Source organism: Pseudomonas azerbaijanorientalis (genome assembly GCF_019139795.1).
In the GTDB taxonomy this organism is placed as follows: Bacteria; Pseudomonadota; Gammaproteobacteria; order Pseudomonadales; family Pseudomonadaceae; genus Aquipseudomonas; species Aquipseudomonas laurylsulfatiphila.
In genome coordinates, this window is record NZ_CP077078.1 from 3,519,236 (window position 1) to 3,538,710 (window position 19,475).

The window sequence follows — 19,475 nt, forward strand, 5'->3', positions numbered from 1 at the left end:
TCGCGGCGATTGAGTGTGAAGTAACGAGAAATCGTCCCCCACCTGTTATTTCTGACAGTAGCCATGCTGGATCGCTGCCTGCTACGTTGTTGCCGCCCTGACGGAAATCCGCAGGGGCTTGCGACACACACGTAGCGCCTTGGTTGCCGAAGGTACTTGCGGGTCATAGTCCCGCCCGATGTTGTCTTGCAACTCGCGCTGCCAAGCACGTCTGGTTCCTGGCCATCGATGACGGCCAAAGAAACGGAAGTTGATCCCATCGCGGAGGCAACATGGAGTTTTCGACAGATCTGTCCAAGTACCGTTATGGCGCCTGCCTGTTCTCGATCTGGATATGTGCGAACTGGCCTCAACCCGCCTATGCCGCCTGCACACTCACCCCCAGCGCCGGTAACGACAACTTCGTCTGCGACAGCGGCACCAGCGCGCCGTTGACCGATTTGTCGGGCAATAACACCCTGACCTTCCCCGCCAATGGCACCGGCAGGATCAACGGCAGCGTGAGCTTCGGTGCGGGCGCCGACGCTGTGAACATGGCCTCGGGCATCGTGACCGGTGCAGTGGATCTGGGCGACGGGGCGGACAGCTTTATGATCAGCGCCGGGCAAGTCACCGGGGCGGTCAGCCAAGGCAATGGCATCGATGATTTCATCATGTCCGGTGGAACCATTAAGTCCCTGGCCCAAGGGGACGGCCGCGACACCTTTCTGATGACCGGCGGCACCATCGTCGGCGCCTTCGAAGATGGCGACGTCGCCAGGATGACCGACGGCATCATCGACCGGGTCGACATGAAACTCGATAACAATATCTTCGATATGTCCGGTGGGCAGATCCTCCGCAACCTGGTGACCGGTTTGGGCACCGATGAGATCATCGTTTCCGGGGGGCGTATTGGCGGCAACATCAGTGTCAGCAACGGCAACGACAGCATCACGATCACAGGTGGAGAAATCGTCGGCGAGATTCGCGCCGGCAACGGCGATGACACGCTGGTGTGGGACGGCGGCGGGATCATCCGCTCGCAAGTCCTGCTGGGGGCAGGCAACGACCGCGCCACTTTGCGCAATCTGACCGAAAGCAGCCTCGCCCAGACCCCGAGCATCAATGGCGGCAATGACAATGACCTGCTGACCTTCGATCACACCACGTCATCGGGCGCTGCCCGGTATATCAATTGGGAAACCATCAATCTGGTCAAGGGCTCGCGCCTTGATCTCGATGGCAATCTTCAACTGGGGGACAGCACCACGGGCACCGGCGTGTTCAACATCGACGGCAGCAGTATGCTCACGTCAATCCGGGGCAGCATCACGTCTTCGACCGCGGGTCGGCTCGCGACCTTGAACAACAGCGGGGTCATCGACCTTGCCAGCGGTAACTCGCGTACCAACGATACCCTGACCGTTGAAGGCAATTACGTGGGTAACGGCGGCCAGTTGCTCTTGCAAAGCGCAGTGGGCGATGACAGCTCCCCCAGCGACAAGTTGGTGGTCAACAACGGAACGCTGACCGGCAGCACCCTGATCAGCGTCACCAACGTTGGCGGCGCGGGGGCCCTTACCCAGCAAAACGGCATCCAGTTGGTTCAGGCCCAAGGCACGGCGGTCAGCGACAACACCGCGTTCGCCCTCAAAGCCCGGGTGTCGGTTGGCGCCTTCGATTACCGCCTGTTCAAAGGCGGTATCACACCAGGCAGCGAAAACAGCTGGTATTTGCGCTCCTCGGTGGTGGCGCCGCCCGTGGTTGCCGTCGCCAACCCAGATCCCGCCTTGCCGCCGACGCTGGAACCGATCGTGGCAGTGCCGGTCGCCGCACCTGTGGTCGTGACTACCGGGGTTCAAGGCGCTGGAGGCGTCGTGACACTCGAAGTTCCTGTGCTACCGGCCGCCGTACCCGGCGCAGAGCCTATCCCCCTGTATCGAGAGGCGGTGCCTGCCTGGTCGGTGGTGCCGCCGGCTGCAGCGCAATTGAGCCTGTCAGCACTGGGTACCTTTCATGACCGTCAGGGCGATCAGCGTCTGCTGACCGAAACCGGCGCCTTGAGCGCAGGTTGGGGACGGGTCTACGGCAAGAACCTCGATCAGACCTGGGCTGGCACCGTCACACCAAGGCTGGATGGCTCGCTCAATGGCTTCCAGGTCGGCAATGACCTGTTCAGCTCACAGTTGGCGGGTGGGCAAACCCAGCGCAGCGGTTTCTTTATCGGCCACAGCCGCCTGCAAGGGGATGTCGACGGTTTCAATCAGGGCTTCGAAGGCAAACGCTCCGGCAACGTCGAGCTGCAAGGCGACAGCCTTGGCGTGTACTGGACCCTCACCGATTCCGCCGGCGCCTATTTCGATGCCGTGGCCATGTACACCTGGCTCAATGGCGACAACCGTTCCGAAAGTGGCCTGAAGATCGACAATGATGGCCATGTAACGACGTTATCGGCAGAAGTCGGATACCCGATCACCGTGGCAGGCAACTGGGTAGTCGAACCCCAGACCCAGGCGATTTACCAGAAGGTCAAGCTCGACAGCCAGGACGACGGCATCTCCCATGTCTCGTTCGATTCCGACAGTGCCTGGACCGGCCGCGTCGGCGCACGCATGAAGGGTCGCTACGAAGTCAGTGGCCGGCCGCTGGAACCCTATCTGCGGGCCAATATCTGGCACACCTTCACGGGTACCGATACGGTCACCTTTGACCATGTCGATCAGGTCGAAACCCAACAACGAACCTCGTCCGCCGACCTCGGAATCGGCATGGTACTGAGCGTCGCGGCATCCGTCAGTGTGTATGCCGGCGTCGACTACACCAGCAATATCGACAGCAACCAACAACGGGGGACATTCGGTAACGTGGGGGTTCGGGTGAAGTGGTGAGGGGATTAAATCGCTCTATCCAGTCGCGGGCTCCCGTAAAAACGGGCAGCCCGTGACGCCGTGGTATCGCCAGGACATCCCGACACTCGGTCTGATTCCTCTTGCAGCTGGCCACCACGACGCCGGTTAACCTTCTTCGCTTCAGCGAAGCAACCCGCAGATTTGTTGGTGAAAACTGGTATTTCTTACAGTATCCATGGCATTGACGGCGGTGCATTGTAATGGGCAAGTCACCCTGATCGAGGCCGGCACGGATGTCTGTGGACCATGCGCGTCACGGCACACCCACCCTTGCGGTTTCAGACGCGCGCGGGCTGGCGGTCAGGGCCATTCAATACCATCGGCGGCTAGCGACCGACCCGGCAGAGGCGCGGATCACGCATCAACGCTTTGACGCAGCCACGCGACCGGTGACCAGTCGTGATCCGTATCTGTTTGCCCTGGCGCAGAACGATGCGTCGGTCCCGGCGAACCTCAGCCAGGTGTTCAGTTTGTCCGGCGTGCCGTTGGCGAGTGACAGCGTTGACGCCGGGTGGCGAGTCGCGCTGCAAGGTGCTGCCGGGCAAATCGTTGAGCGTTGGGATGGTCGAGGTAGCCGCACCCGGACTGAGTTCGATGCACTGTTGCGCCCCGTGGCGGTGCGAGAGCGTGGCGACGATATCGCTGAACACGTGCTTGAGCGTTTTACCTATGCTGGGGTTGATGCTGACGCAGCCTTGCACAACCTCTGCGGCCAATTGATTCGCCATGACGATCCGGCCGGCACGCTGCACCTGAAGGAGTTGGGGCTCGGCGGCGCGGTGCTGCAACAGGTTCGGCATTTCTTGCGCGATGCCGACACGCCAGGTTGGCCTGCGAGCGAAGCCGCCCGCGACGCCTTGCTCGAAACCGGCGATGGCGCCACCACGTCCCATGTCTACTCGCCGGGCGCCGAACCACTCCAGCAAACGGATGCGTTGGGCAACCGCCAGCGCTTTGCCTACACCGTCGCCGGCGAATTGAAAAACACTCGGTTGACCTTGGTCGGTGAGGACGAGATGACACTGGTCAGCGATCTTCATTACAACGCCTCGGGCCAGATCGAGTCGGAAACCGCCGGCAACCGCGTCATCACCCGCCATCGCTACGACCTCGCGGACGGACGCCTGATTGGCTTGAGCGCGCACAAAGCCGATGGCACCCCCCTTCAAGACTTGCGCTACAGCTACGACGCCACCGGCAACGTGCTAAGCCTCGAAGACGCCGCCCAACCGATTCGCTACTTCAACAACCAGCGCATCGAACCGATCAAGACTTTCTGCTACGACACCCTCGATCAACTGATCGAAGCCAGCGGCTGGGAAGCCAAAATCGGCCACGGCGGCCCCGCCCTGCCCGACCTGCACCCCCTGCCCCTCGACCCCAGCCAGATTGCCAACTACACCCAGACCTACCACTACGACGCCGGCGGCAACCTGCTGAACCTGGTACACGTCGGCGCCCAGCCCCACGGCCGCATTTTGACCCGCGCCAAATACAGCAACCGCTGCCTGCCCGAGCGCAACGGCCGACCACCGACGGAAGCGGAAATCGCTGCCGGCTTCGATGCCAATGGCAATCTACGGGAACTGCAAGCCGGCCAGGCGATGGAATGGGACTTGCGCAATCAACTCACCGTCGTGCGCCCGGTGGTGCGCGACAACGCGGAGGATGACTACGAACGCTATGTCTATGACGGCGGCGGCCAACGCGTGCGCAAGCTCCGCGCGAACCAGACCAATGCCCGCACGCTGATCAGTGAAGTGCGCTATCTGCCCGGCGTGGAAATCCGTAGTCACGGAGGCACCGGAGAAATCCTTCACGTGATCACTGCCAGCGCGGGCAGTAATAGCGTGCAGGTGTTGCATTGGGTCGCCGGACAGCCCGAGGACATCGCCAACAATCAAGTGCGATACAGCCTCAACGACCACTTGCAGTCCGGCGCTCTGGAGTTGGATCAAAACGCCGACCTGATCAGTCGGGAGTGGTATTACCCGTTTGGTGGCACGGCTTGTTTTGCGGCTCGTTCGGCGACTGAGGCCAAGTACAAGACTGTGCGCTATTCAGGCAAGGAGCGGGATGCGACGGGGCTTTATTACTATGGGTTCAGGTACTACGCGTCGTGGTTGCAGCGGTGGCTCAATGCAGACCCAATCGGCACGTTAGACGGATTTAACCTGTATAGGATGTGCAAAAACAATCCGGCCACTCTGTATGATCATGACGGTAGAATCACTAAAAAAAATCACTGGCTGGATACGTACCAAGCCAACATCAGAAAAATAACTACCAACGCGATAAACAACGACTCACAAGAAATAATTTCTGAAAAAAAACTCACAGACCACATCACTCTGGAACCAAGCAACTCAGATTCTCTACAACCAGAACCACCAAATTCGACGCCACCCACTGAAAACACAATACCAAATCGGTATCTATTCAACCAAGGCAGCAAGCCTGTTGATCTCAATGTAATGAAAGAGCAAGTGTACAACGGAAATATTTACGCTTTCCTCATAAATAATACAAACGCAAAAAACACAATAAAAACCATTATAAAAAATCACAAAAACCGTCCTCAGAGCGAGTACATTTTTGCACTTTCTGAAAAAAAAGGAATGAGAATACTGGCAAGAGGTGATATTCGGAATGGATTTAAAGAATCAGCTTTCCACCACCAAAACATTTTTATAGGAAGAACCGACATATTAAGCGCTGGAACAATATACATCCACAAAAATAAAGCAATCTTCACCAATTATTCCGGCCATTACAAACCATCAAAAGATTCGCTCGAGCACATTAAAGACTTTCTTGAAAAAAGCGAGATCAACAAAAAGCATTTTTTTATAAATGATTATTTAACAATAACTAGCTTTTTAGCTGAGCACAAAAAACCACTAAACCGACTATTACAGTTTTTTAAGTAACACAACCATTTTTACTACCCTCATCATCAAAAAATCAAAGTTGATACCCTGCCCCGATCACTCCCGAGTTATCTCGGGAGTCAGCTCACTCATAATACGTCCTGCCACATGAGTCGATAAACGGTATGAAAAAAATACACCTTGCCAGGATAAGGAATCTACCACTCTGGCCTTAACATCAACACCGCCAGTGGCGGCAAATTCAACACCAACGACAACGCCTGCCCATGGCTCGGCGTTTCCTCGGCAACCGCGCCTCCGCTATTACCGTAGTTGGAACCGGCATAGATGGACGAGTCGCTATTGAGCACCTCGTTCCACTGCCCGGCAAACGGCACCCCAACGCGATACGCCTCGCGCGGCACCGGCGTGAAGTTGGCCACCACCAGCACAGGCCGGCCGTCCTTGCTCCAGCGCAGCCACGCATAAACGCTGTTGATCGCGTCATCGCCGATCAGCCATTGGAAACCCTGCGGCACATCGTCCTGCTCATGCAGCGCCGGTTCTTCGCGGTACAGGCGATTGAGGTCGCCGACCAGTTTCTGTACGCCCTTGTGTTCGGAGTACTGCAGCAAGTACCAGTCCAGTTGCTGGTCGTGGTTCCACTCGCGCCATTGGCCGAACTCGCAGCCCATGAACAGCAGTTTCTTGCCCGGGTGCGCCCACATGAAACTCAGGTAGGCCCGCAGGTTGGCGAATTTCTGCCAGCGGTCTCCGGGCATTTTGTCGATCAGCGAGTGCTTGCCGTGTACCACTTCGTCGTGGGAGATCGGCAGGATGAAGCGCTCGGACCAGGCGTACACCAGGCCAAAACTCAGCTCGTTGTGGTGATGGGCGCGGTACACCGGGTCCTGCTGAATGTAATGCAGCGAATCGTGCATCCAGCCCATGTTCCATTTGTAGGCAAAGCCCAGGCCACCCTGTTGCGTGCCCTGGCTGACGCCTGGCCATGCGGTGGATTCCTCGGCGATCACCAGGGCACCGGGTGCCTCCAGGGCGACCACATCGTTGAGGTGGCGCAGGAAGTCGATGGCCTCCAGGTTCTCGCGCCCGCCGTGGCGGTTCGGCACCCATTCGCCGGCCTTGCGCGAGTAGTCGCGGTACAGCATCGAGGCCACGGCATCGACCCGCAGGCCATCGACGTGGAAATGCTTGAGCCAGTGCAGCGCCGACGCCAGCATGTAGCCGTGCACTTCGGTGCGCCCCAGGTTGTAGATCAGCGTGTCCCAATCCTGGTGGAAGCCTTCCTGCGGGTTGCCGTACTCGTACAGGGCCGTGCCGTCGAACTGGGCGAGGCCGTGGGTATCGGTGGGGAAATGCGCCGGCACCCAGTCGAGAATCACCCCGATATCGGCCTGGTGGCAGGCGTTGACGAACGCGGCGAACTGGTCCGGCGTGCCATAACGCGCACTCGGCGCGAATTGCGACAGCAACTGATAACCCCACGAACCGCCGAACGGGTGCTCCATGATCGGCATCAGTTCGATGTGGGTGAAGCCCAGGTCTTTGACATAGGGAATCAGTCGTTCGGTCAGTTCCGGCCAGGTGTACTGGCGGGCCACTTCACCCAGGTCGTCCAGCTCGCATTGCCACGAACCGGCGTGCAATTCGTAGATCGACAAGGGCGCCGTCACCCGCTGGTGGTCGCCTCGGGCCATCATCCAGTCCTGATCCTGCCAGTCGACGTTCAAAGGTGAGGCGACTTTCGAGGCGGTGTCCGGTGGCAGGCTGGTGGCCAGCGCCATCGGGTCGGCCTTCAGTGGCAGGATGCCGTGGGCACCGAGAATTTCGTACTTGTAGGCGTCCCCTGCTTGCAGGCGCGGGATGAACAACTCCCAGACCCCGGTGGGATGTCGCAGGCGCATCGGATGGCGGCGCCCGTCCCAGACGTTGAAATCACCCACCACCGACACCCGCCGGGCATTGGGTGCCCACACCGCGAAACGCACACCGTCGATGCCGTCCACGGTCTTGAGCTGCGCACCGAGGCACGCACTGAGGTCGCGGTGATTACCTTCGGCAAACAGGTACAAATCCATGTCGCCCAGCAAGGGGCCGAAGCTGTAAGGGTCTTCGGCCGTCTGCTCGCCGCCGGCCCAACGGGTGCGCAGCAGATACGCTTGCGCGCGGTCGAAATGCCCGACAAACAACCCCGGCGTCTCTGTGGCTTGAAGATTCCCAAGCGCTTCGCCCGAGTTCCGGGCCAGAACTTCTACACTCAGGGCGCCCGGCAGGTAGGCGCGGATGAACTGTCCACCGGCGCCATCACCGTGGGGGCCAAGTATGGCGAAGGGATCGATATGCTCGGCACGCACCAATGCATCGATATCCCGTGCGCCGGGCAGCAGCGCTTCTTTGTGATGACCCTGTTCCTTGTTCGAGACACTCATGACTACTCTCCACCAAGATCGGAAAAGGGTTTAAGCCCACTCAATAATCCATATAAACCGTGCAACGGCACGGGCAACCAGCTGGGGCGATTTTCCGCCTCATAGGCCACTTCATACGCCGCCTTCTCCAGACCGAACAACGCCAGCGCGGCGTCCTCGCCTTCGGGATCTTGCCATGCATGGGCAAGACTAGCTGCCGCCAGCCGATAGGCGTCGACAAATGCTGTTCGCGCTTCACTCAAGTAGCGCCCGGTGACCCGCACACGCGCGGCATCGGCCCCCGCCGTGTTATCGACGCTGTGCACGTTGATCGCCATGGCCGCCGCATAGTCGAAGGAACGCAGCACGCCACTGACATCCTTGTACGGGCTGTGTTTGCCCCGACGTTCATGCAAGGGCCGCGCCGGTTCCCCCTCGAAGTCGATCAAGTACGCATCGCCCTTGATCACCAGCACCTGACCCAGATGCAGGTCACCGTGCACACGAATGCGCAAGCCGCCTGCAGTCTTTTTGCCCAACGCTTGCACATGTCCGAGAATGGCTTTTTTGTTGTCCAGTAAACGGCTGACCAGGGTCTGGTCCGCCGGGCTCAGTTGATTTTGATGCTGCTTGAGCAAGTTCAGCGCGTGCTCGATTTGCGTTGCGACATCCTTGGCCGAGGCCAGCGCGTCCTTCTGCGTGGTGACCTGCGGCAAGAAGTCCGGGTTGGCATTGGGCGCTGCCAGCACCTGATGCATTTCCCCCAGGCGCCGGCCCAGCATACCGGCGAAATCTTTCAGTTCGCCGAGCGCGTTGTAGTGTTGCTCCTGCTCGGACATGGCGTCGGCCAATTCATCGCGCAGCGCCCGTTCGAGGTTGTTTTGCGTCCATTCCCAGGCATCGCCCTGGTTGCTCAGGTAGCCCTGGGCGATCATCAGCAGGTTGTCTTCACCCGCCCCGTCCCGACGCACTACGGCCCCCAGCAGTGGTGAGATATTGCTGAACCCGGCTGCGGTCAGGTAAGCACTCATTTCCAGTTCAGGATGCACGCCGCTGGCGACCTTGCGGATCAGCTTGAGCACCATGCTGTTGCCGATCACCACCGAGCTGTTGGACTGTTCCGCCGACAGGTAACGCACCGGCGACTCGGCATTGAGGCCGAGTTTTTCCAGTTCGGCGGTGGCCTCGAAGCGAATGTCGCCATCGCTGGAGGGCAATACGGTACCGGCCTGAATCCCTTGCAATACGGCATGCACGAAGGTTTCCAGGCTGAAGGCATCGGTGATCAGGCCGACCTGGCGTCCACGCCGTACCCGCGACAGTGCCAGCTGCTGCGGTAGCGGCGTACCGACCTGATCCTCTGAAATAAAGCCGAACGGCAACTGATAACGACTGCTCTGGCCAGCGCTGGTGACATTGATCTCACTGAACAGCACCGGATGCTGCTCATCGCCGAAGCGCACACCGTAGGCCAGATCGACCTGCTCGATGGCGGCGTCCTTGCCGGCGAACCAGCGACGATTCTGCAACCAGCTGGGCAGGATGCTCTGCTCAAGGGTGTGGCGTGACGGCGCTTCAAGCAGTTCCTCCATGCGTTTTTTCAGAACCAGCGTGGTGAAATCCGGCAGGCTTTGTGCGGGCTCCACGTGCCAACTGGGCATCTGGTTTTCCGCGGCGAGGCCGAACCAGTAAAAGCCGTAGGGCGCGAGGGTCAGGAGGAAATTCAACTGGCCGATGGGCGGGAACGCGTTACCCCCGAGCATCTCCACCGGCACCATGCCGACGTAGGCCGACAAGTCGAGCTCGGCGGCCTGGGCACTGCGCGACACGTTGGCCACGCACAGGATGACTTCGTGTTTGCCGTCCGCCCCGGTGTATTCACGGGTGTAGGCCAGAATCCGCCGGTTGCTCGGCGATAGCATCTTCAATGTACCGCGCCCGAAGGCCTTGGACTGCTTGCGCACGGCGAGCATGCGCCGGGTCCAGTTCAACAGTGAATGCGGGTCGCCGGCCTGGGTTTCGACATTGACCGACAGATAGCCGTATTGCGGGTCCATGATCGGTGGCAGCACCAGGCTTGCAGGGTCGGCGCGGGAGAAACCGCCGTTGCGGTCGATGGACCATTGCATCGGCGTGCGCACGCCATCGCGGTCGCCGAGGTAGATGTTGTCGCCCATGCCGATCTCGTCGCCGTAATACAGTGTCGGTGTGCCGGGCATCGACAGCAACAGGCTGTTGAGCAGTTCGACCCGGCGTCGATCACGCTCCACCAGCGGCGCCAGGCGCCGGCGAATCCCCAGGTTGATCCGCGCGCGACGGTCGGCGGCGTAGTAATTCCACAGGTAGTCGCGTTCCTTGTCGGTGACCATCTCCAGGGTCAGTTCATCGTGGTTGCGCAGGAAGATCGCCCATTGGCAGTTGGCGGGAATATCCGGGGTCTGGCGCAGAATGTCGGTGATCGGGAAGCGATCTTCCTGGGCCAGCGCCATGTACATGCGCGGCATCAACGGGAAGTGAAAGGCCATGTGGCATTCGTCGCCGTTCAGGCCTTTCTTGTCGGTGTCGCCGAAGTACAACTGGGTGTCCTCCGGCCACTGATTGGCTTCCGCCAGCAGCATGCGGTCGGGGTAATTGGCGTCGATTTCGGCGCGGATCTGTTTCAGGACATCGTGGGTTTCCGGCAGGTTTTCGTTGTTGGTGCCGTCGCGCTCGATCAGGTAGGGAATCGCATCCAGGCGCAAGCCGTCGATGCCCATGTCGAGCCAGTAACGCATCACCGACAGCACCGCCTTCATGACTTGCGGGTTATCGAAATTCAGGTCCGGCTGGTGGGAGTAGAAACGGTGCCAGAAGTATTGGCCGGCGACCGGGTCCCAGGTCCAGTTGGACTTTTCTGTATCGAGAAAGATGATGCGGGTCCCGTCGTATTTCTGATCGTCGTCGGACCACACGTAGAAGTCCCGCGCCGCCGACCCGGGTTTGGCCTTGCGTGCACGCTGGAACCACGGGTGCTGGTCGGAGGTGTGGTTGATGACCAGTTCGGTGATCACCCGCAGGCCGCGCTTGTGTGCCTCGGCAATGAAACGCCTGGCATCGGCCATGGTCCCGTAGTCACTGTGCACGCCGCGGTACTCGGCGATGTCATAACCGTCGTCGCGCCGTGGCGAGGGGTAGAAGGGCAAGAGCCAGATGGTGTTGACGCCCAGGTCGGCGATGTAGTCGAGCTTGTCGATGAGGCCGGGAAAGTCGCCGATCCCGTCGTTGTTGGAGTCGAAATACGATTTGACGTGTACTTGATAGATCACCGCATCCTTGTACCAGAGCGGGTCCTTGATGAACGTGGCTGCCTTGGGTTTCTTCGCCATGTGAAACTCCTGGTGAATTCAACTTTGGCCACAGGCTGAACCCCAGTGGTGAAGGGCTTACCTGTGGCGAGGGGGCTTGCCCCCGTTCGGCTGCGAAGCAGTCGTCAATACAGCGACTCGGTGTTGTTGAAAGAAAAAGCGGGGGTCGCTTCGCGACCCAACGGGGGCAAGCCCCCTCGCCACAGACAAGCTCCCTCGCCACAGAGATTGTGGTGTTCTCAAGAGGCGGTAATGCGCCAGATCCCGAACGGCTGGTACGCCGGGTCGATCCGCATGAACTGATGCTTGCCATGCCAGGTCCAGCGATGGCCATTCATCAGGTCTTCGCCCTGGGTGCTGGCGTCGTCGGGCAAACCCATTTCCCACAGCGGCAACTCGAAGTTCGCCTCCTGCACGTTGTGCGGATCGAGACTGACCGCCACCAGAATAAAGTTGCTGCCGTCAAAACTGCGTTTGCCGAAGTACAGGATGTTGTCGTTCCAGGCGTTGTAGACCTTCAGGCCCAGATGCGTGTGCAGCGCCGGGTTCTGCCGACGGATGCGGTTGAGCTGGGCAATCTCGGCAATGATGTTGCCCGGCGCATTGAAGTCTCTGGGGCGGATCTCGTACTTCTCGGAGTCGAGGTACTCCTCCTTGCCCGGCACCGCTGCCGACTCGCACAACTCGAAACCCGAGTACATGCCCCACAGGCCCGAACCCATGGTCGCCAGCGCGGCGCGGATGAGGAACCCGGGACGCCCGGACTCATGCAGGAACGCCGGGTTGATGTCCGGTGTATTGACGAAAAAATTCGGCCGATAACACTCGCGCCACGGCGATTCGTTGAGTTCGGTGAAGTAAGTCGCCAGTTCGGCCTTGGTGTTGCGCCAGGTGAAATAGGTATAGCTCTGGGAATAACCGACCTTGCCCAGGCGCGCCATCATCGCCGGGGTCGTAAAGGCCTCGGCAAGGAAGATCACTTCGGGGTACAGCGCCCGTACATCGGCGATCAGCCATTGCCAGAACGGCAACGGCTTGGTGTGCGGGTTATCGACGCGAAAGATCTTCACGCCCTCCTCGACCCAGCCCACCACGATGTCACGCAGCTCCACCCACAGGCTCGGAATCGCCTCGGGGGCATAAAAGTCGACGTTGACGATGTCCTGGTATTTCTTCGGCGGGTTCTCCGCGTACTTGATCGTGCCGTCGGGCCGCCAGTTGAACCAGCCGGGGTGTTGCTTGAGCCATGGGTGGTCCTGGGAGCACTGGATGGCGAAGTCGAGGGCGATTTCCAGGCCGTGGGCCGCAGCGGCCGACACCAGTCGGCGGAAGTCTTCGCGAGTCCCCAACTGCTTGTGAATCGCCTCGTGGCCGCCCTCCTCGCTACCGATCGCATAGGGACTGCCCGGATCATCGGGGCCTGCCGTCAGGGAGTTGTTCGGGCCCTTGCGGTAACTGCGCCCGATCGGGTGGATCGGCGGGAAATACAGCACATCGAAGCCCATGTCGTGGATCATCGCCAGCCGCGAATGCACGTCATTGAAAGTACCGTGGCGCTCCGGGCTGTCGGTGATCGAACGCGGGAACAATTCATACCAACTGGCGAATTGCGCCAGCTCGCGCTCCACATCCACCGGGTACTCCGGGCTCAGGCTGAGGTAAGCACGATGATCGACGCGGGCCATGAGGTCGGCGCTACGTTGGTGCAAAAACAGTGCGACCTGCTCGGTTTCGAGCAGTCCTGCCAGTTCATGGTGCAATGCCGCCAATTGCTCGCTGAGTTGCCCTTCACTGCGCTCGGCGGCTTGCTGCACCTGGATCCGCCCTTCCTGCAATTCGAGGCTGACGGGCACCGCTGCCACATGCTTCTTTTCCAGTTCGTAGCAAAAACTGGCGAACTGATCGATCCAGGCTTCGATACAGTAAACATAACGGCCCTGACTGTTCACCCGGAACTGCCCCTGCCAACCGTTGTTGCCCAGATCGTGCATGACAGCGCTTTGCCAGACGTCCTCGTCCTCGGACCGCCAGCGCACTCGAACCGCCAGCTTGTCATGTCCGTCGGCAAAGACCTTGGCCGTCACCACCACATCCTGCCCCACCACCGCCTTGACCGCGAACTGCCCGCCTTCAAGGGTCGGCATGATGTTTTCTATGACTATGCGCGGCAGCAACAGCGCCTGCGACAGCGGCATGTGCGGGTTGTAGCTCAACTCAGTCGGTTTTTCAGCCGTCATCGAGCCTCTCTCCTTACGCCCCATGGACGCGCTTGTGTCGGGTCGCCATCCCGTTGGGCCATCCGCCCCGGGACGTACTCACTTAGGTTCCGAGCGATGGCTGCCGGGAAAAGTTCATCAGCAATTTGCGGAATCAAATCGTTCGCACTGCGGTCCACCAACTTAAGCACGACTCACGCCATGTGCCACCGGAGGCTTGAACCATGACCAATCCATTCCCGGCAGAAACACCCGATCCAAACATCGACAACCCGGTGATACCGCCGAGCGAACCACAACCTGTGCCCGAACAGGACCCACCCGGCACGACCCCGCCGCCAAGGGAAGAACCGCCAGCGACGATGCCGCCGGTGATTGTGAATCCTGAATGAAGACAGTTGATCGTTCCTGCCTCGACAGCAGGAACGATCATCAAAAATGAATGACGCTTCCCAAGTACCTGTAGTACCGATCCTAAAGCGCCCATTCTGCCCGTCCGACACTTTACGAAACTTACACCCCGCGCCTTATATAGCCATCACTTCTTCAGCCTTGAGTGTGGTTAGCCATGAAAACGTTTTTTTCCAGCGTCAGCGAATTCACAAACAGAGCTAGCGCACAGCACCACGCGCTACACCGTGAACGACCCACCGACGGCTGGCCATCCCTTGAAAATATTCAACTACGAATTTCTTTGCTTCGAAGCCGAGCGCAATCCCTCTGAACAATCAACCAAAAGTTCAATCATCAGGGAACTGGAGAAACATTTGCTGCACGGTGATATGGACTACAGCCAGCACGAACTCTCGGAAACGAAGAGCAACGAGCAGGACTCAGGCTGTGAAGCGACTGCGCAGACAGGGTTAATCCCTGACAGCGCCTAGGGCTGATGATCCTTGTCAATCAGCTTCACGATCCTCGGCATCACACTGAACACCCCCAGCGCCAACAGCGTGCTGAGCACTGCCGTCGCCTCCCGACCCAGCCCGGTGGCGACGCCGATGGCGGCGGTCATCCACAGGCCGGCGGCGGTGGTCAGGCCCTTGACGTCGCCTTCGTCGCCGTCGTGGTTTTTCAGGATGGTGCCGGCCCCGAGAAAGCCGATACCGGCAATCACGCCCTGCACGACCCGACTCATGGCATCGGCCTGTGAACCGGACATCTGCGGCACCAGCACAAACAGCGCCGCCCCCATCGCCACCAGCATGTGGGTGCGCACACCAGCAGCCTTGCCCTGGTGCTCGCGTTCGAACCCGAGAATCCCGCCCAGCAAGGCGGCCATCAACAGACGCACGGTCATCCGCGTCAATTGCGAGGCATCGGTGATGTCGGCGAACTCGGCTTGCAGGGTCACCCAGACTTCGTGCCACCAGGCGTTCATGGTGTTGTCCTTGTGAGGAGCCATGGAGAGTGGACCGCAGCGACCATTAATCGGTTGCACAGAACGATGACCGGCGGTTGCGGCCTGACACTTAAGATACCCATGAAAAAGGATTCCGCCATGACCGTGCGCATCGATAACCAGACCTGCTTTTTCACCACCGAAAATGGCGAACAGATTCGTCTGTGTCCTGACGTGACCATCGTCACCGATGGTCGCAAAGCCATGTCGGCGGTGGACATCGAAGGCCAGCGCATCTACATCACCGAAGCGGAAGCCGACGCCTTGACCGTCGCAGGCGCGGTGGATGGACGCCGGCACCTGAAAGCCAGCGACAGTGATTCGGTGATTTGACTGACGTTGATCAATACCCGCCTCAGCTGTTTTGCCCAGGCGTTTGCACCTTTGTGCGACGGGTGCTTCAAGTTGTCGCAGGCCGGGCGGACACGGCCATCTGATCCGCTTTTTAATGCAATACCTGAGTCTGTTATGCAAACAGATCGCCGCTCATAGTGCTCATGCCTGATGGAGGCTGATGAGCGAAAGACCATGAGCGAAAGAATCCCCGTCCGAACCGTAGAAACATTCGAGCCTCCGCGTCCAAGGACGAAGGCCAAAACCAGCGACAACCTGATCCACACCCGCAGCTTCACCGGGCTGTTTCGCAACCTGCGCATCAGCGGCGCGGGTTTTCTGTTTTTGCTGTTTTTCGGTACCGTGTGGTTGAACTGGGGCGGCCGACAGGCAGTGCTCTGGGATCTTTCCGAAAGTAAATTCCACATCTTCGGCGCGACTTTCTGGCCGCAGGACTTCATCCTGCTGTCGGCGCTGTTGATCATCGCCGCGTTCGGCCTGTTCGCGATCACCGTGTTTGCCGGCCGGGTCTGGTGCGGCTACACCTGCCCACAAAGTTCGTGGACCTGGATCTTCATGTGGTGCGAGAAAGTCACCGAGGGCGAGCGCAACCAACGGATCAAGCTGCAAGCCGCGCCGTGGGGCGTCAACAAACTGATGCGTCGCTCAGCCAAACACTCCTTGTGGCTGGCCATCAGCCTGTTGACCGGCCTGACCTTCGTCGGCTACTTCACTCCGATCCGGCCACTGGCCGAAGAACTGCTGACTTTGCAAATGAGCGGCGTCAGCCTGTTCTGGGTGCTGTTTTTCACCGGTGCCACCTACATCAATGCCGGCTGGTTGCGTGAAGCGGTGTGCATGCACATGTGCCCTTACGCGCGGTTCCAGAGCGTGATGTTCGACAAGGACACCCTGACCATTTCCTACGACGCGGCCCGTGGCGAAAACCGTGGCCCGCGCAAACGCGAGGTCAAACCCGCCGAGGTCGGTTTGGGCGATTGCATCGACTGCCAGCTCTGCGTACAGGTCTGCCCGACCGGCATCGACATCCGCGATGGCTTGCAGATGGAATGCATCGGTTGCGCCGCGTGCATCGACGCCTGCGATTCGATCATGGACAAAATGGGCTACGCCCGGGGACTGATCAGCTATACCTCCGAACATCAGTTGCAAGGTGGAAAGACGCACCTGCTGCGCCCACGCCTGATCGGCTACACCGCCGTGCTGCTGGTGATGATCGCCGCCCTGGTGGTGGCATTGATGGAACGGCCGATGGTCTCGCTCGACGTCAGCAAGGACCGGGGCCTGTTTCGCGAAAACAGCCAGGGGCAGATCGAAAACATCTACAGCCTGAAGGTGATCAACAAGACCCAGCAGCGTCAGGACTATCAATTGAGTCTGGTCGATGCCGATGATTTCGAGTTGCAGGGCAAGACAGTGCTGAGCCTGGCGCCGGGCGAGATTGTCGATCTGCCTGTGTCGGTAGCGATGCTCACGGAACGCCCGGCCAGCAGTTCGCAGAGCATCAGCTTCAAAGTGATCGACAGCGATGAGCCTGGCGTCTACAGCGTGGCGAAGAGCCGGTTTGTTGCGCCAATGAATCGCTGAGCCTTTAAGATGCAGAGCGTTAAAGATCGCAGCCTTCGGCAGCTCCTACACACGCAAGCCGATCCATTGTAGGAGCTGCCGAAGGCTGCGATCTTGGCGGTACCCCCGTCCCCTCTTTCCAAAAGACACCCAACCGGGCTTTTTGATGAAACGCTACGAAAAATTCGCCGACGACATCGCAGAACTGATCCGCTCCGGCGTCCTGGGTCCCGGCCAGCGTGTGCCGTCAGTGCGCTACGCCAGCCAGACCTACGGCGTCAGCCCGTCGACGGTGTTCCAGGCCTACTACCTGCTGGAACGTCGTGGTCTGATCCGCGCCCGTCCGCGCTCCGGCTATTTCGTCAATGCCCATGCGCCGCGACCGTTTTCCGAGCCGGTGATCAGCAGCCAGGTCAACGAATCCACGGAAGTCGACGTCAGCGAACTGGTGTTTTCGGTACTCGACTCGATCAAGGACCCGAACACCGTGGCCTTCGGCTCGGCATTCCCCAGCCCGACGCTGTTCCCCCTGCAACGCTTGTCCCGCTCCCTGGCCAGCGCCACCCGCGAGATGGACCCGCGCATGGTGGTCACCGACATGTCGCCGGGCAACCCGCAGCTGCGCCGGCAAATCGCCCTGCGCTACATGGTCGGCGGGCTGATGCTGCCCATGGAAGAACTGCTGATCACCAACGGCGCCCTGGAAGCCCTCAACCTGTGCCTGCAAGCAGTGACGCAACCTGGCGACCTGGTGGCCATCGAAGCACCGGCGTTCTACGCCTGCCTGCAAGTGCTCGAACGCCTGAAACTCAAAGCCGTGGAAATCCCCGTGCACCCGCGCGACGGCATCGACCTCGGCGTGCTCGAACAAACCCTGGAACGCCATCCGATCAAGGCCTGCTGGTGCATGACCAGCTTCCAGAACCCCATGGGCGCCACTGTGCCCGAGGCCAAGAAACAACAGCTCGTGGAACTGCTGCGCCGCCACCAGGTGCCGCTGATCGAAGACGATGTCTACGCCGAACTGTATTACGGTCAACAAGCCCCGAAACCGGCCAAGGCATTCGATACCGAAGGCCTGGTGATGCATTGCGGCTCGTTCGCCAAAAGCCTGGCCCCCGGTTACCGCATCGGCTGGGTCGCCGCCGGGCGCTACGCGCAAAAGATCGAACGCCTGAAACTCATGACTTCGCTGTGCGCCTCGATGCCGGCGCAGGCGGCGATCGCCGACTACCTGCAACACGGCGGCTACGACCGGCACCTGCGTAAATTGCGTCATGCGCTGGAAGACCAGCAAGCCGCCATGCTCGCCGCCATCGCCCGCTATTTCCCGGCGCAGACGCGGGTCAGCCAACCGGCGGGCGGATACTTTTTGTGGCTGGAATTGCCGGAGCAGATGGATTCGTTGAAGTTGTTTCAGATGGCGCTGGCGCAGGGGATCAGCATTGCGCCGGGGCCGATTTTCTCGCCGACGCAAAGGTTCAGGAATTGTATTCGGTTGAATTATGGGAGCCCGTGGGATGAGGTCTCGGAGAAGGCGATGGAGACGTTGGGGCGGATTGTGCGGTCGTTTTTACCTTGATCGTTACTCCGATTCGAACTTTATAATTACGCATTTATTACCGACGGAAAATCTGGTGCTGACGTTTCCGTAACTCTCTTGCCTCACTTAGTCTGCCAGCAGCAGATGCAAGATTGTCGGCATTTCTTAATGCCATTTTATTTCGAGTGCTTGGATTTTCTCTAAATTTCTTTATAGCTGCATGAATATCCTCACTCCGCAGGACTCGAGAAAACTTCTCATGCAACCTGGTTGAAACATCACTTTTTTCAATTTTTTCGTTCAACATTCTGCTTGATAATTTTTCTGTGCGCGAATACCTGCTTCCAGAAGAATTATCACCACCCACTCCATTAACTGAGAGATACCAAAAATCCTTGGAAGCAAATACTTCACGCCGATGTGTAATTTCGTGAATTACTGTAAATGCAAGATCTTTCACATCCAGCCCACGAATTATTTCCGAATTAAAATACACGAAATTTGTTGTATCAGTAGGAAAAACTAACGCTTCAGTTCTTAAATACCTTCCAGCCCCTTTAAACAAAACAACGCTATCCGATTCCGACATTAAAAGCCTAACATTCGATAACGCCTTACGATAACCACCGATTAAATACCCTGGAGCATCAAAGTCAATTATACCAAAGTGATTTCCAATTATCCCAGAATCCTCACTATCAAAATTTGTAGACTCCAACGAAGCCAAAGTATTTTCTAAAATAATTTCTGCCTCTAAGAATGAAGCATGCAACGCTTTCGCAATATCGCGATAATTCATTTTAATTGCTTCCATACCACGCGACTGAATTAGATTTTTCAACCCAAACTCGTTTTCAAGC

12 protein-coding genes are annotated in these 19,475 nt (G+C 58.9%); 7 read left to right on the plus strand and 5 right to left on the minus strand.

Annotated elements, in window-relative coordinates; genetic code table 11:
* Nucleotides 1-272 precede the first annotated feature (272 nt).
* Both KSS91_RS15665 and KSS91_RS15670 read left to right on the plus strand, forming a co-directional pair.
* A complete protein-coding gene (locus KSS91_RS15665) occupies nucleotides 273-2,870 on the plus strand; it encodes an autotransporter family protein (RefSeq protein WP_217835315.1) in 2,598 nt (865 codons plus the stop codon).
* A gap of 254 nt (nucleotides 2,871-3,124) precedes the next feature.
* Nucleotides 3,125-5,821: an RHS repeat domain-containing protein gene (locus tag KSS91_RS15670; RefSeq protein WP_225923688.1), complete on the plus strand. Its 2,697-nt coding sequence runs from the start codon at nucleotides 3,125-3,127 to the stop codon at nucleotides 5,819-5,821.
* Nucleotides 5,822-5,979: 158 nt separating this feature from the next.
* On the opposite strand, the gene glgB is transcribed toward KSS91_RS15670, so the two are convergent.
* The 3 genes from glgB to KSS91_RS15685 all read right to left on the minus strand — a co-directional run bounded on the left by glgB (nucleotide 5,980) and on the right by KSS91_RS15685 (nucleotide 13,771).
* On the minus strand, nucleotides 5,980-8,211 hold the full coding sequence (gene glgB, locus KSS91_RS15675; protein WP_217835316.1) for a 1,4-alpha-glucan branching protein GlgB: 2,232 nt from the start codon (nucleotides 8,209-8,211) through the stop codon (nucleotides 5,980-5,982).
* 2 nt (nucleotides 8,212-8,213) lie between these two features.
* Nucleotides 8,214-11,555, minus strand: a complete 3,342-nt coding sequence (gene treS / locus KSS91_RS15680; protein ID WP_217835317.1) for a maltose alpha-D-glucosyltransferase — start codon at nucleotides 11,553-11,555, stop codon at nucleotides 8,214-8,216.
* 218 nt (nucleotides 11,556-11,773) lie between these two features.
* Nucleotides 11,774-13,771, minus strand: a complete 1,998-nt coding sequence (locus tag KSS91_RS15685; RefSeq protein ID WP_217835318.1) for an alpha-1,4-glucan--maltose-1-phosphate maltosyltransferase — start codon at nucleotides 13,769-13,771, stop codon at nucleotides 11,774-11,776.
* Nucleotides 13,772-13,974: 203 nt separating this feature from the next.
* Here KSS91_RS15685 and KSS91_RS15690 point away from each other — a divergent pair, with 203 nt between their 5' ends.
* Both KSS91_RS15690 and KSS91_RS15695 read left to right on the plus strand, forming a co-directional pair.
* Nucleotides 13,975-14,142: a hypothetical protein gene (locus KSS91_RS15690; protein ID WP_172435747.1), complete on the plus strand. Its 168-nt coding sequence runs from the start codon at nucleotides 13,975-13,977 to the stop codon at nucleotides 14,140-14,142.
* Between the two features lie 246 nt (nucleotides 14,143-14,388).
* Nucleotides 14,389-14,634 carry a hypothetical protein gene (locus KSS91_RS15695; protein WP_217835319.1) on the plus strand — a complete coding sequence of 82 codons (246 nt, stop codon included), beginning with the start codon at nucleotides 14,389-14,391 and terminating at the stop codon, nucleotides 14,632-14,634.
* Here KSS91_RS15695 and KSS91_RS15700 read toward each other — a convergent pair.
* Nucleotides 14,631-15,131 (minus strand): MgtC/SapB family protein, encoded by a 501-nt coding sequence (locus KSS91_RS15700; RefSeq protein WP_217835320.1) that lies wholly within the window; start codon nucleotides 15,129-15,131, stop codon nucleotides 14,631-14,633. The two genes, KSS91_RS15695 and KSS91_RS15700, sit on opposite strands and share 4 nt — an antisense overlap.
* Before the next feature lie 120 nt (nucleotides 15,132-15,251).
* Here KSS91_RS15700 and KSS91_RS15705 point away from each other — a divergent pair, with 120 nt between their 5' ends.
* The 3 genes from KSS91_RS15705 to mapR all read left to right on the plus strand — a co-directional run bounded on the left by KSS91_RS15705 (nucleotide 15,252) and on the right by mapR (nucleotide 18,654).
* The gene (locus tag KSS91_RS15705; RefSeq protein ID WP_217835321.1) at nucleotides 15,252-15,485 is read left to right on the plus strand and encodes a DUF3203 family protein; all 234 of its coding nucleotides are present in this window, start codon (nucleotides 15,252-15,254) and stop codon (nucleotides 15,483-15,485) included.
* Nucleotides 15,486-15,680: 195 nt separating this feature from the next.
* Nucleotides 15,681-17,093: a cytochrome c oxidase accessory protein CcoG gene (ccoG, locus tag KSS91_RS15710; RefSeq protein WP_217835322.1), complete on the plus strand. Its 1,413-nt coding sequence runs from the start codon at nucleotides 15,681-15,683 to the stop codon at nucleotides 17,091-17,093.
* Between the two features lie 145 nt (nucleotides 17,094-17,238).
* Nucleotides 17,239-18,654 carry a GntR family transcriptional regulator MpaR gene (mapR, locus tag KSS91_RS15715; protein WP_217835323.1) on the plus strand — a complete coding sequence of 472 codons (1,416 nt, stop codon included), beginning with the start codon at nucleotides 17,239-17,241 and terminating at the stop codon, nucleotides 18,652-18,654.
* Between the two features lie 37 nt (nucleotides 18,655-18,691).
* Here mapR and KSS91_RS15720 read toward each other — a convergent pair whose 3' ends face one another.
* The gene (locus KSS91_RS15720) at nucleotides 18,692-19,456 is read right to left on the minus strand and encodes a M35 family metalloendopeptidase (RefSeq protein ID WP_217835324.1); all 765 of its coding nucleotides are present in this window, start codon (nucleotides 19,454-19,456) and stop codon (nucleotides 18,692-18,694) included.
* Between the last annotated feature and the right edge of the window lie 19 nt (nucleotides 19,457-19,475).